Source organism: Dyadobacter sp. HNCC25DJ184 (assembly GCF_056895215.1).
This window is the reverse complement of record NZ_JBXHAQ010000007.1, coordinates 202690-216421: the sequence shown is the minus strand read 5'-3', so window position 1 is coordinate 216421 and position 13732 is coordinate 202690. Positions and strand designations below refer to the sequence as shown.

9 protein-coding genes are annotated in these 13732 nt (G+C 44.5%); all 9 read left to right on the top strand.

The window, feature by feature from the left end; translation table 11 throughout:
- Nucleotides 1-35 precede the first annotated feature (35 nt).
- A complete protein-coding gene (clpB, locus tag AC1XUD_RS12970; protein ID WP_483361434.1) occupies nucleotides 36-2639 on the top strand; it encodes an ATP-dependent chaperone ClpB in 2604 nt (867 codons plus the stop codon).
- Between the two features lie 202 nt (nucleotides 2640-2841).
- Nucleotides 2842-3393 (top strand): DJ-1/PfpI/YhbO family deglycase/protease, encoded by a 552-nt coding sequence (locus AC1XUD_RS12965; RefSeq protein WP_483361433.1) that lies wholly within the window; start codon nucleotides 2842-2844, stop codon nucleotides 3391-3393.
- A gap of 149 nt (nucleotides 3394-3542) precedes the next feature.
- Nucleotides 3543-5045, top strand: a complete 1503-nt coding sequence (locus AC1XUD_RS12960; protein WP_483361432.1) for an ATP-binding cassette domain-containing protein — start codon at nucleotides 3543-3545, stop codon at nucleotides 5043-5045.
- A 102-nt stretch (nucleotides 5046-5147) separates the two neighbouring features.
- Entirely contained in the window at nucleotides 5148-5903 is a 756-nt protein-coding gene (locus AC1XUD_RS12955) for a HEAT repeat domain-containing protein (protein WP_483361431.1), read from the top strand.
- A 98-nt stretch (nucleotides 5904-6001) separates the two neighbouring features.
- Nucleotides 6002-6352: an MmcQ/YjbR family DNA-binding protein gene (locus AC1XUD_RS12950; RefSeq protein ID WP_483361430.1), complete on the top strand. Its 351-nt coding sequence runs from the start codon at nucleotides 6002-6004 to the stop codon at nucleotides 6350-6352.
- Nucleotides 6349-6879, top strand: coding sequence for a dihydrofolate reductase family protein (locus AC1XUD_RS12945; RefSeq protein ID WP_483361429.1), 531 nt, complete (start codon nucleotides 6349-6351; stop codon nucleotides 6877-6879). Before AC1XUD_RS12950 ends, AC1XUD_RS12945 begins: the two co-directional genes overlap by 4 nt.
- A 221-nt stretch (nucleotides 6880-7100) precedes the next feature.
- Nucleotides 7101-8660, top strand: coding sequence for an acyl-CoA carboxylase subunit beta (locus AC1XUD_RS12940; RefSeq protein ID WP_483361428.1), 1560 nt, complete (start codon nucleotides 7101-7103; stop codon nucleotides 8658-8660).
- A gap of 226 nt (nucleotides 8661-8886) precedes the next feature.
- Nucleotides 8887-10161, top strand: coding sequence for a Gfo/Idh/MocA family oxidoreductase (locus AC1XUD_RS12935; RefSeq protein ID WP_483361427.1), 1275 nt, complete (start codon nucleotides 8887-8889; stop codon nucleotides 10159-10161).
- A gap of 79 nt (nucleotides 10162-10240) precedes the next feature.
- Nucleotides 10241-13684 carry a 3-keto-alpha-glucoside-1,2-lyase-like domain-containing protein gene (locus AC1XUD_RS12930; RefSeq protein WP_483361426.1) on the top strand — a complete coding sequence of 1148 codons (3444 nt, stop codon included), beginning with the start codon at nucleotides 10241-10243 and terminating at the stop codon, nucleotides 13682-13684.
- Nucleotides 13685-13732 lie beyond the last annotated feature (48 nt).

Genomic DNA, 13732 nt, shown 5'->3' with positions numbered 1-13732 from the left:
AAAATCAATAATTCTCAACGAACAATATTAAGACGATGAATTTAAACCAATATACAATTAAGGCGCAGGAGGTGATCCAGCATGCCGCCCAGATGGCGCAGGGAAACCAGCAACAGGCCATCGAAACGGGGCACGTTGTAAAGTCGATACTCGAAGAAGATCCGAATACTTTCCAGTTTATACTAAGCAAACTGAATATCAGCGAAAAAACGTTGGAGCAAAAGCTGGAAACGCTTATTCAGGGATATCCAAAAGTAAGCGGAGGGCAGCCTTATATAGGTAACGACCTCGCCGCAGCTATGGGCAAAGCCCAGAACTATCTGAAAGAATTCGGAGACGAGTTTGTGAGCATTGAGTTGTTCCTTTTGGGGATCGTTGCGGGGAAAGATAGTACCGCTAAAATGTTGAAGGAAGCCGGATTTAACGAGCAGGCATTAATTAACGCAATCAAAGAACTAAGAGGAAAAAATAATCCCGTGAAAGATCAAAACGCAGAAGCTACTTACCGGTCTCTGGAGCGGTACAGTAAAAATTTGAATGAATTGGCCAAAGCCGGTAAAATTGATCCGGTAATTGGTCGGGATGAAGAAATAAGGCGTGTGCTCCAGATTTTGAGCAGACGTACAAAGAACAATCCATTGTTGCTGGGAGAACCCGGCGTTGGTAAAACAGCCATTGTCGAAGGTTTGGCGCAAAGAATTGTACAAGGCGACGTACCTGAAAATCTCAAGTCTAAAACGATCGTATCTCTGGATATGGGGCTTTTGATCGCCGGCGCTAAATACAAAGGAGAGTTTGAAGAACGGCTAAAATCGGTAATTAAGGAAGTAACTGATTCTGAGGGAGAAATTGTCCTTTTTATTGATGAAATGCATACTTTGATTGGAGCAGGGGGTGGGGGAGACAGCGCCATGGACGCGGCCAATTTGCTTAAACCGGCATTGGCCCGAGGTGAGTTGCATGCGATAGGAGCGACCACTTTGAAAGAATATCAAAAATACGTCGAAAAAGACAAGGCCCTTGAAAGGAGATTCCAGGCAGTAATAGTGGACGAGCCGAGCGTGCCCGATGCGATTAGTATTTTGAGAGGTATTAAAGAAAAGTACGAGTTGCACCATGGTGTAAGGATTCAGGATGATGCAGTAATAGCGGCTGTTGAGCTTTCAAATCGGTATATCAGCGATCGTTTCCTGCCGGATAAAGCCATCGACTTAATGGATGAGGCGGCTTCTAAACTACGTTTGGAAATGGACAGCGTACCGGAAGAATTGGACGAGCTGAACCGCCGGATTATGCAGCTTGAAATTGAGCGAGAGGCGATCAGGAGAGAGAATAACAAGGAAAAAGAAACGGTTCTCAACAAAGAAATTGCCGAACTGAGCGAACAAAGAAATTCGATCAAAGCACAATGGGAGCTCGAAAAAGGGAAGGTCAATGAGATCCGTTCGCTTAAAGAACAAACCGAGCAACTCAGAGTAGAAGCAGAGCAAGCGGAAAGATCCGGAGATTTTGGTAAGGTAGCTGAGATCAGATATGGCCGGATTCCTGAAATGCAGGCCAAACTGGAAGAATTGAAGAAGTCTGAGCATGAAGGAAACTTGATGAAGGAGGAAATTACTCCGGAAGATATTGCCGAAGTTGTGGCCAAGTGGACCGGTATTCCGGTAAGCAAAATGCTCCAGAGCGACCGTGAAAAACTGCTTTATCTCGAAGATCATTTACACCAGAGAGTGGCAGGTCAGAATGAGGCGATTGAAGTAGTTTCAGACGCAGTTCGACGCAGCCGTGCCGGTTTGCAGGATGCCAAACGTCCAATCGGAAGTTTTCTGTTTCTTGGGCCAACGGGAGTTGGTAAAACAGAACTTGCTAAAACGCTGGCGGAATATCTCTTCAATGACGAAACTGCAATGGTTCGGATTGATATGAGTGAATATCAGGAACGCCATGCAGTAAGCCGTCTTGTTGGAGCGCCTCCGGGATATGTGGGCTACGACGAAGGCGGACAGTTGACCGAGGCGGTAAGAAGAAAACCATATAGTGTCATCTTGCTGGATGAGATTGAAAAAGCGCATCCAGATGTTTGGAATATACTATTGCAGGTCCTTGACGAAGGCCGTCTGACTGACAACAAAGGTCGTGTGGCCAATTTCAAAAATTCGATTATTATTATGACTTCCAATATCGGTAGCCATATCATTCAGGAGAAATTTGCCGAGGACGAGGGCTGGAACCGCCCGCTGATAGTGGAAGAAGCGAAACAGGCTGTTTTGGATCTTTTGAAAGCTTCGGTAAGACCGGAGTTTCTGAACCGTATCGATGAAATCGTTCTTTTTGAACCACTTTCAATGAAAAACATTCGCAAGATTGTCGATATTCAGTTCAAAGGAATTCAGAAACTGTTGGAGGAACAAGGTATCACGCTGGACGCAACCGACGAGGCTTTGACCAAATTGGGAGAAGAAGGCTTCGACCCTGCCTTTGGAGCAAGACCTCTGAAAAGAGTATTGCAGCGTAAGATTCTGAATGAATTATCCAAAGGTATATTAAGTGGAAAAATCGCGAAAGACGCCGTGATTATGATGGAGGTTAACGGTCAGAATGAGCTAGTATTCGAGAACGTCGGCCATCTCGAGATATAATCAAAATCCAATAATTGATACAAGCAAACGAGCAGCCATATCCGGGTTGCTCGTTTTGTTTATGTGCCTATTAGTACAAACCGTGGATTAAATTTCCCCGTCTATTCATTAAAATGTCACCCATTGGCATGTAAGGCACGAGTATGATTTTTGCAGCAAATAATATCATAAAACTTTGCCGCAACTTAAAACGAATTCAACAATGGAAAATGCATCAAATGAAACCAAAATAGCCGCTCTGGTTTCCGATGGTTTTGAACAAATTGAGCTTTCGTGCCTGGCCGAGGCGGTGACCAGTCACGGAGCTACTTTACACGTCATCTCTCCGAACAAAAATCAGGCTAAGGCGTGGAACAAAATTGAATGGGGGGCCGAGCAACGCGTAGACGTTCCTGTGAATATGGCCAGACCAGAATATTACGACGCATTGATTTTACCTGGTGGGCTTATGAGTACCGATACGCTCAGGCACGATGCCGATATTGTGCCTTTTGTGAGACATTTCTTTGATGCAGGAAAACCCGTGGCTGCCATCGGCCATGCTCCTCAATTACTAATCGATGCCAATGTGATAATAGGCCGAAAACTGACCTCATATCCTTCAATCCGAGTGGACTTGGAAAACGCCGGGGCGATATGGATTGATCAAAAAGTGGTGACTGATAACGGTCTGATCACTGCGCAGAACACGGATTCAATCAGTTCTTTTATCGAACAGCTGTTGAAAGAATTCAGGTTGGCGGTATATCAATAGCAGTTTGGAATTTTAGGTTGTCAGCATAATATTTCTGAAAGGCATTTCCAAAAGAGATGCCTTTTTGCTTATAACTCTCTTCATTTCTTTTAATATTTGTTTTTGAAATATCCAAAGGGTGCCCGCTGAGGTCCGCAGTTCCTGTTCATATGTCTCTTATTTCCTTTCAAAGTGTATATCTCCGCAAGTACGATTCTATAATTCTTTCTGATATAGATTGGGATATTCTGCCAGGTCAACATTGGGCCATTGTAGGTGCCAATGGGTCGGGTAAAACCAGTTTATTGGAAGCCGTGGCAGGAAAATGGCCTGTTTGGAAGGGGAAACTCGTATATGGTTGGGAAGGACCCGTGCGCCAGTCAGTGGAATTGGTAGCCAACGACTATTCTTTTAACAGAATTGTAAGTGCGGGCGCGGAATATTACCAGCAACGTTTCCATACCTATGAGGCTGACAGAGCGCCATCCGTGCGAGCCATTTTAACAGATCAGCTTCGACCGGTAGGAACTGTTGATGAAAAATCAGTTACCCTGGCTCCATCGTCGGTGGATACTGCATCGCTGGCCAGAATCAGTCAGCTATTGTCTATTGAGCATTTGCTCGATCATCCTTTCGTTACCCTTTCAAATGGTGAAACAAGAAGGATGCTACTTGCGAAGTCACTGCTCAAACATCCGAAAGTTTTGTTGCTGGACAATGCATTTGCCGGGCTTGACGCCCAAAGTCGCGAGGTATTGCGCAGTTCATTGCAACACCTTGCTGACGAAGGGGTTACGATTATTATGGCGACAACAACTACGGAGATACCTGATTTCATCACGCATGTTCTCGAGCTGGAAGGAGGCCATATCAAAGGCGTAGACGCCAAACAGGATTTCAGCGCGCATCCTGATGATCAGGCTCATTATCCGCGCCCGGATCCTGAAAAGCTGAAAGACTTTGGAAAGCCAAATTTTACCGACTTTTCAACAGCGGTCGATCTCCGAAATATTAAAATTAAATATGGCAGCGATCAGATTTTGAATGGTGTTGACTGGAAAATTAAAAAGGGAGAAAAATGGGCACTTTCCGGCGCAAACGGTTCGGGGAAATCTACTTTGCTGAGTATTCTCACGGCTGATAATCCTCAGCGTTTTGCAAATGATTACGATCTTTTTGACCAAAAAAGAGGTGGCGTCGGTGCATCAATATGGGATATCAAGCAAAAAATCGGCCACGTTTCGCCAGAGCTGCATCTATATTTTCCAAGAAATACGCCAGTCTTTAAAACTATAGCTTCGGGATTTTTTGATGCGACAGGAGTATTTTTCAAAAAGCTAAATGAAGAGCAAATTGCGCGAGTGCATGAGGTAGCGGATTTGCTGCATGTCGGCCATCTCATGGAAAAGGATTTTGCACAGCTGTCGAAAGGGCATCAACGGTTGGTATTGCTTGCGAGAGCCTTGGTAAAAAACCCGCCAGTGTTGATATTGGACGAACCTTGTCAGGGACTGGATTCGCAATCGATCGAATATTTCAAATCAGTTGTTGATATCATCTGCGACACAGGTGAGCGTACTTTGATATATGTATCTCACTATCCAAATGAAATTCCTTCCTGCGTCACGCACTTTATCAAACTTGAAAAAGGTAATGTTGTTGATAAAAGCTGACTGGCTGGAACCGATGTGTAATCGCGGCGACCGTCGGTTCGTATTGGTTCAGCGTTTGTAAGGCGATAATAATCTCGGAATAGTTTAATGCACTTTTCAAAAATGGCTTTTTATGATTTAAACAAGGCAGCTCGCGACGAAAAAGCAAGGCAGATCACGGCTGATATTTCCAGCGAAATTAAAACCGGAATATTGGTCAAAACGATGGCGTACTTCTCTGACGAAGACGGCTATATTCGAAAAGCTGCTTACCTGGCCATTGGAAAGATCTACAAAAGCGATCGACAGCTTCTAGACGCGATTGTTGATATTCTACGTGTTTTCATCAGGGTATCAGATTTCAAAGTCCGGCAGACCGCTATCAATGCAGCAGGAGAAATCGGGAAAACTGACTTTGCCAGCGTGAAAGAATTTTTTGATACCAGCCTGTTCGACATTCATCATTCCCCACGAAACGCGGTCATAGGTTCCATCAAAAAAATGGGTGAGGTAAATCCCAAACCCGTTCTCGCCTTTGCCAGCGAATATCTGCACCATCCCGATAAAGAAATTCGACGGGAAATTTGTCATGGGATTGAGCTGCGTGGTCGAAAGTATCCTCAGGATATTTTGCCATTACTCAAAGAACTTCAGTTTGACAAAACCAGACGCGTACAAAGTACACTCATCCATGTCCTCGGACAGATTGCATATAAAAAAGGCTGCCTTGCAACCGTCATCGCGGAAATAAAGACGTGGGAAAACAAGAGCCTGGCGACGGCAGCAATTGAAGAAATCATTGATGTACATCATCGATATCGTAATTTTTCTGCGTTGACTCAGGAAGAAGCGAGAAGGTATATTTCTGGAAATTTCTAGCTGCAATTAGCTTGATCGTAGATCAACTATATTCACTAATTTAGCCACTCACACTCGGCCGCTCAAACCAAATGGTGGATATCGAAACCTTTCGAAACATGGCGCTTTCATTTCCTGAAGTGGTTGAAATGCCGCATTTTGAAAAAACTTCATTCAGAATCAAGGGTAAGATTTTCGTAACCTATGACCAGAACGAACATCGCATAGTCCTTAAATTATCGGAAATGGACCAACATTCATTTGTTAAAAGCTATCCTTTCTGCACAATTCCCGTTTCCGGCAGTTGGGGGAAACATGGCTGGACGACCATCGATTTAAATTTAGCCACAACTGATATAGTAAAAGGTGCCATGGTTGCTGCTTATTGCGAAGTGGCCCCGAAAAATCTGGCCGCAATTGTTATAGATAACGAGTTGAACAAAGAAAAATATATCTCACGTAAGCCATGAAGAGTAACAGAAAAGTGGTGTTGTATATCGCCATGAGCGTAGACGGATACATTGCCAAAAACGACGGCGATCTCTCATTTTTAGACGCTGTAGAAAAAGAAAACGAGGATTACGGATATCACGAATTCATCGAAACCATTGATGCCGTGATTTTGGGTCGAAAAACTTATGACAAGGTCTTAGATATGGGATTCGACTTCCCGCATACAGATAAAGAAAGCTATATTGTCACCCGAACACCTCGACCTTCGATTGGAAATATCCACTTTTACACTGGGGATTTGAAAGAGTTGGTAACAAATCTGAAAAACAAAAACGGGAGAAATATGTTCATCGATGGCGGGGCAGAAATCGTGAATATATTGATGAAAGACAATCTGATAGATGAATTCGTTATATCGCTTATCCCGACTTTCCTGGGGTCCGGCATTCGCCTGTTTAACGACGACAGACCCGAATCTTCCTTGAAATTGATAAGTTCAAAGTCTTTTGAAAAGGGGTTGGTACAATTGCACTATATCCGTTAATTCGTTTGTCTTAAAAAACCTGTTTTATACCAATTTCCATATTTCCGCCAATCGTAGCTTAAACTAAGTTGCAATTAGCTCAGTTCGCTCTTTTACAAATATAGTCGAACCGTTCGCCCCTTTCGTCCTTTCATCCCTTTCTCCTTCTTTCCTTTCTTCCCAAAATGCACCTATATTTATAATTCATATCAAAGCTCATTCATATTCACCGCTTCAAGTTCATGGAATACAAACCGGTCATTGATTCAAAAAGAAAAAAACTTGACGAAAAAAACGCGGAAGCGGCACTTGGAGGAGGAGAAAACAGGATTGCAGCACAGCATAAAAAAGGAAAACTGACCGCTCGAGAACGTGTCACGTTGCTGGTTGACAAAGATTCTTTTGAAGAAATTGGCCGTTTCGTTATGCACCGGAGCCGTGATTTTGGTTTGGACAAACAACACTTTTTGGGCGATGGCGTGATAACCGGCTATGGAAAAATCGACGGACGACTGGTATATGTTTATGCGCAGGATTTTACCGTTTTCGGCGGTTCTCTGTCTGAAACGCATGCAGAGAAGATATGTAAACTGATGGATCTGGCCATGAAAAATGGCGCACCGATCATCGGTTTGAATGACTCTGGAGGTGCGCGAATCCAGGAAGGAGTTTTGTCGCTTGCCGGGTATGCAGATATCTTTTATAAGAATACACTTGCATCGGGCGTAATTCCGCAAATTTCAGCCATCATGGGGCCATGCGCTGGTGGAGCCGTTTATTCTCCCGCAATTACCGACTTTATTTTCATGGTGGAAAACACCAGTTATATGTTTGTAACAGGGCCAAATGTTGTAAAAACTGTAACCCACGAAGACGTAACTTCCGAGGAATTAGGCGGGGCCATGACCCATGCTACCAAATCCGGAGTGACACATTTTGTCTCCAGAAATGAAATAGAATGCATTAAAGGCATTAAAAAATTACTGAGCTATATTCCTCAAAACTGTGAAGACGAATCTTTCCGCCTTCCATATGAACCAAAAAATGAGCAACGTTTAAAGCTCGACGACATCATTCCTGACAACCCAAACCAGCCTTATGATATCCGTGAAGTTATTCACCATATCGTTGACGAAAACAGCTTTTTCGAAGCACACCAATATTATGCCGAGAATATCGTCGTTGGTTTTTCGCGAATTGCCGGGCGGAGCGTAGGTATTGTGGCTAATCAGCCCGCCGTTCTCGCTGGCGTTCTCGACAATCATGCAAGCCAGAAAGCGGCCCGTTTTGTGCGGTTTTGCGACTGTTTTAATATTCCGCTGCTGGTTCTGGAGGATGTACCAGGCTTCCTTCCCGGCACCGACCAGGAATGGAATGGAATCATTACCAACGGAGCCAAATTACTATATGCCTTTTGTGAGGCAACCGTGCCGCGGATCACCGTCATTACCCGAAAAGCATATGGCGGCGCATATGATGTGATGAATTCAAAACACATTGGCGCAGATATGAATTACGCGTGGCCCACAGCCGAAATCGCTGTGATGGGCGCGAGCGGAGCGGCCGAAATTATTTTCAAAAGGGAGATTTCGGAAGCAGAGTTTCCGCAGGAAAAATTGCAGGAAAAGATTGAAGAATATACCAACAAGTTCACCAATCCATACCGAGCCGCACACCGCGGATATATCGATGAAGTGATATACCCTTCACAAACAAGAGAAAAACTGATCCGAGCTTTTGAAATGCTGGAAAACAAAGTAGCCGTACTGCCGAGGAAGAAGCACGGGAATATTCCGCTGTGAAGCTGTCAGGAGTTAGGGAAAGACACATGTCATTTTTAAGAGTTCCAAAAATATTGAATTCCAGATATTCTTATTAAAGAATTGAACTACAATATGGCGGGCTAAAAGCTAACACCTGATTGCTAAAAACTAACATGTTCTCGTGCACTCATTGATATTTCGGCATTTTAGTGATAATTTAACTGCATTTTCAAAAAAGATAGTTTCCTAACCATAACCTTAATCAATGATAACAAAGGAAGGCGCATCTGAGTCAAGGAGAAAATTCATCAAAGGATCCCTTGCCACACTGGCCACAATTTCGATCGTTCCCCGGCATGTGCTGGGAAAAGGCTTCCTCGCTCCAAGCGATACCCTCACAAAAGCCATCATAGGCACCGGAAGCATGGGTCGCGGGCACATCCCATATGCAGGCACGAAAGTCGTGGCGCTTTGCGATGTGGACAAAAAACATTTGCAAACTGCTGTTGAAATGGTAGACAAAGGTGTAAAAACCTTCTCCGACTACCGTGAACTGATTCAATTGCCTGAGGTAGATATCGTTCACGTAGCTACGCCTCCACATTGGCATGGTATCATCGCAGCGGATGCAGCGCGCGCAGGAAAGGATGTTTGGTGTGAAAAACCGATGACCCGTACGATTGGAGAAGGGAAACGACTGGTTGAAGCTGTTCAGCAACATGGTCGGATATTCAGATTGAATACCTGGTTCAGATTTGATGCCAACTTTTATGGAATGAAAACTACCGTAAAACCGATTAAGAAATTGGTTCAAAGCGGACTTCTGGGCTGGCCATTAAAAGTGACCGTTAGTAAACATACGGGCTTTGACTGGAAATTTTACTGGGTTGGAAAAACAAACAATGCGCCCGAAACGGTACCGGCCGAGCTAGACTACGACATGTGGCTAGGACCAGCTCCGTATAAACCATATAGCGCGCACCGCGTTCATCAAACCTTCCGTGGATATTGGGATTACGATGGCGGAGGCCTTGGAGATATGGGGCAGCATTACCTGGATCCGATTCAATATTTCCTGGGCAAAGACGATACCAGTCCGGTGAGTGTGGAAGTTGATGCGCCTCAGCAACATACGGAGGCCGTTGGAACCTGGCGCCGGATTACTTATACCTATGCCGACGGATGTCAGATCGTGTTGGATGGTGAAGGAAAAGACGAAAACGTGGCCTATATCGAAGGACCCAAAGGAAAACTATATCCAGGATTCCGCTCCGATATTCCAAATCTTGAGAAAAAACTAGCTGCTTTCCCTGATCCGGAGCCACAGGTTACCGACTTCGTGGATGCGGTAAAAAACAGGAAAAAATTTGCGCTGAACGAAGAAAACGGTCATCGCTCCTGTACGCTTGTTAACATGGGACTTGCCTCGCTCCGCTTGGGTCGGTCTTTGAAATTTGATCCTGTAAAACAAGAATTTATTGATGATGAAGGCGCAAACCGGTTGATAGACCAGCCGATGCGTGGCCCGTGGACTATGTAAATAGCTCATTCATTTATTAAATCTTTTCAAATTTTATAACAAGAAACGGCTAAAAGCTTTGACTTTCAGCACACAAAACATGAAAAAATATTTTTATTCATTTATAGCCCTACTTGCTCTTTCGGGCCAGGCGCGGGCACAAACGGGAGGAAACGCTTCTCCGAAAATTACAGAGCTGCTTGCTCAACTGCCGGCAGATAATTCGGCCAAACTGAACACCAGTATGGAAACGATTGCCTCATTGGGTAAGTCAGGCCTGGTTGAAATCGCGACGGGACTTGTACCTGCTGGCAAAGGCGACAACGCAAAGAGACAATATGCAATAGGCGGGTTTACGTATGCGGCGACAAAATCAGGCAGGGAGGCCTGGAGAAAAATGGCCGCCGAAGCATATGGAGAAGCGCTTTCGAAAATAACGGATACAGACAATAAGGTTTTTCTGATTTATCAACTACAAACCGTTGGCAAGGATGAATCCATCGATATCCTCAAAAGTTATTTGCCAGACGAAAAATTGGCTGGTCCTGCTGCCCGTGCGCTTGCACGTAATGGCTCCTCAGCAGCTGGTGCTGCTCTTGATCAGGCACTTTCGACTGCAAACGGATATGCTAAAATGGCTATTATCGAGGCATTAGGAAATTCCAGATATGCTGATGCTGCCTCCAAAATTGAGAAAACAGCCGTAGCCGACGATATCCAATTGAGAAAAGTAAGTCTTTTTGCGCTGGCGGAAATAGGTGTGCCCTCGTCTCAAGCTATTCTTTCTAAAGCCGCTCAAAAAGCAGCTTTCGGATATGACGAAGCAGATGCAACTGCGGTTTATGTAAAATATCTTGCTCGTTTGGGGCAAAACGGATCCGAAGAACTGGCGACTAAATCGGCACTTGAGTTGATCAAAAATACCCCTGCCCCGACACAGACTTCGACCCGCTCTTCTGCATTGAAGGTATATTCCGATATTAAAAAGAGGGAAAGCGTACCGGTTCTGGTAAATGCAATGTCAAGCACTGATCCCGAATATCGCGCTGCGGCTCTGAAATTGGGGCAAAAATATACAATGGCAAACGGTACCGCTCCTTGGCTCGCTGCTTTAAAAAAGACAACTCCTGAGGCTCAGGCTGAGATTGTCACAATGCTTGGACACGCTGAATCGGCAGATGCTTTACCGACAATTCTAAAGTTGCTAAGTGCGAAAGATACAAGAGTAAAGTCCGCAGCCATATGGTCAGCAGGAAAAATTGGAGGAGCGAAAAGTGTTCCGGCGCTAATTGCCGCTCTTAAAACAGCGACTCCAGCAGAAGTTGAGGTCATCAAAAGTTCGTTGCTGACGATCAAAGGAAACGAAGTTGTGGATCAGTTGGCAATCGCTTTGCCTAAACTTCCGGCCACTGCACAACCTGCTGCTATCGAAGTTTTGGCTGCCAGAAATGCGGATACCAAATTATCGGTCGTGACCCCGCTTTTGAAAAGCGCTAATCCTGAAGTAAGGAAGGCAGCATATGCTTCTTTAAGGTCAATTTCTGCTGAAAAAGATCTGCCGTTATTATATCAGTTATTGAATTCCGGTTCGGAAGAGAGCGAAATTGGCTCTGTTCAGAGTGCGATTGGTGCGGTTGTGAAAAGTGCCGGCACTACTTCTTCTCAAAGCGACGTTGTTTTGAAACAAATGACCGTTTCTCCCGCATCTGCTCAACCAAGATACCTGCCAGTCCTGGCATCGATTGGTGGTAAAAAGTCGCTTGCTGCGGTTTCTTATGCTTATAACAATGGCGATGCTGCAACTAAAAAAGTAGCGATCGAATCATTAGGTATGTGGAACGATGAGTCTGCATCTTCGGAATTACTTTCCATTGCAAGCAAAACTTCTGATGCTTCGGAATTGAATTCGGCCATTAACGGCTATGTTGCAGCAACGGTTAAATCTTCTGAAACGCCTGCAAACAAAGTAATTCAGTTACGCGAAGCAATGGCCCTGGCCAAAACAAGTGAACAGAAAAATTTGATCTTGAAAGAGTTGTCGAGATACAGAACTTTCAATGCATTGATATTTGCTGGCAAGTATCTGGATGATCCGGCGGTTCAGCAAACTGCGTCTCAAACAGCTATTACGATAGGATTGGCCAATAAGGATTTCTATGGTGCCGAGGTTCGCGATATCTTAACCAAAGCCTCTTCCACTTTCACAGGTCAGGACAGTGAATATCAGAAGCAGGCGGTGACGAAACAACTGGCCGAAATGCCAAAGGACGCAGGTTTTGTGAACTTGTTCAACGGAAAAGATTTGACTGGCTGGAAAGGATTGGTACAAAATCCGATCAAAAGAAGTCAGATGAGTGCCGATACGCTGGCTGCCCAACAGAAAAAAGCAGACGAAGCTGCAAAAAAGGATTGGTATGCAAAAGACGGAAGCCTGATATTCTCAGGCCATGGTGACAACCTCTGCACTGTAAAACAGTATGGCGATTTCGAAATGTATGTAGACTGGAAAATTGAGAAAAAAGGTGATGCCGGAATATATCTGAGAGGAACGCCGCAAGTTCAGATTTGGGATACTTCACGCGTAGAGGTTGGCGCACAGGTCGGCTCAGGCGGACTTTACAATAATCAGCAATACGAAAGCAAGCCTTCAAAAGTCGCAGATAATGCGATTGGAGAATGGAACACTTTCCATATCACCATGGTGGGCGACCGCGTTTCTGTGGATTTGAATGGCGTAAATGTGGTCAATAACGTAACGCTTGAAAACTACTGGGACCGCAAATTGCCGATTTTCCCAAAAGAGCAAATTGAGCTTCAGGCACACGGAAATACAATATATTACCGTGATATCTACGTTCGTGAAATTCCGAGACCGGAACCTTACAAGCTGACCGAAGAAGAAGCTAAAGAGGGTTATAAAATCCTTTTTGACGGTACAAATACTTTTGAATGGGTGGGTAACAAAACCGACTATTTCATAGAGGACGGTACTCTGGCAATTGATCCGGCACGTGGTGGCAAAGGAAACTTGTATACAAAAGACGAATACAGCGATTTTGTATATCGTTTTGAATTTCAATTGACGCCGGGAGCAAATAACGGTTTGGGTATTAGAACGCCGTTGGAAGGTGATGGAGCTTATGTTGGTACTGAAATCCAGATTTTGGACAACGATGCTGAGAAATATAAAGACCTGAAAGAATATCAATATCACGGCTCAGCATATGGTATCATTCCTGCCAAACGCGGATTTCTAAAGCCTGTTGGCGAGTGGAACCAGGAGGAAGTATACCTTAAAGGGTCAAAGATTAAGGTTACGCTTAATGGAACGGTCATTCTGGACGGGGACTTGGCGGAAGCTAGTAAAAACGGAACGGCTGATCACCGTGAGCACCCAGGTCTGCAAAGAACCAGTGGGCATATCGGATATCTGGGCCATGGAGATTCTCTGAAATTCAGGAATATCCGGGTTCTTGATCTTACCAAAGTTCCTGCGACAACAGTAGTCGAACCGACAGGCAAAAAATCGAAGAAGAAAAAATAGGAAAGAAAGAAAGGTTTGGGAAAAGGGTGGAGTCTGCATATTGGACTT

Bases quoted from the DNA above. Each gene is read 5' to 3' on its own strand.
- AC1XUD_RS12935 (WP_483361427.1), top strand. From the start codon at position 8,887: ATGATAACAAAGGAAGGCGCATCTGAGTCAAGGAGAAAATTCATCAAA.
- AC1XUD_RS12940 (WP_483361428.1), top strand. From the start codon at position 7,101: ATGGAATACAAACCGGTCATTGATTCAAAAAGAAAAAAACTTGACGAA.
- AC1XUD_RS12945 (WP_483361429.1), top strand. From the start codon at position 6,349: ATGAAGAGTAACAGAAAAGTGGTGTTGTATATCGCCATGAGCGTAGAC.
- AC1XUD_RS12930 (WP_483361426.1), top strand. From the start codon at position 10,241: ATGAAAAAATATTTTTATTCATTTATAGCCCTACTTGCTCTTTCGGGC.
- AC1XUD_RS12950 (WP_483361430.1), top strand. From the start codon at position 6,002: ATGGCGCTTTCATTTCCTGAAGTGGTTGAAATGCCGCATTTTGAAAAA.
- AC1XUD_RS12955 (WP_483361431.1), top strand. From the start codon at position 5,148: ATGGCTTTTTATGATTTAAACAAGGCAGCTCGCGACGAAAAAGCAAGG.
- AC1XUD_RS12960 (WP_483361432.1), top strand. From the start codon at position 3,543: ATGTCTCTTATTTCCTTTCAAAGTGTATATCTCCGCAAGTACGATTCT.
- clpB (WP_483361434.1), top strand. From the start codon at position 36: ATGAATTTAAACCAATATACAATTAAGGCGCAGGAGGTGATCCAGCAT.
- AC1XUD_RS12965 (WP_483361433.1), top strand. From the start codon at position 2,842: ATGGAAAATGCATCAAATGAAACCAAAATAGCCGCTCTGGTTTCCGAT.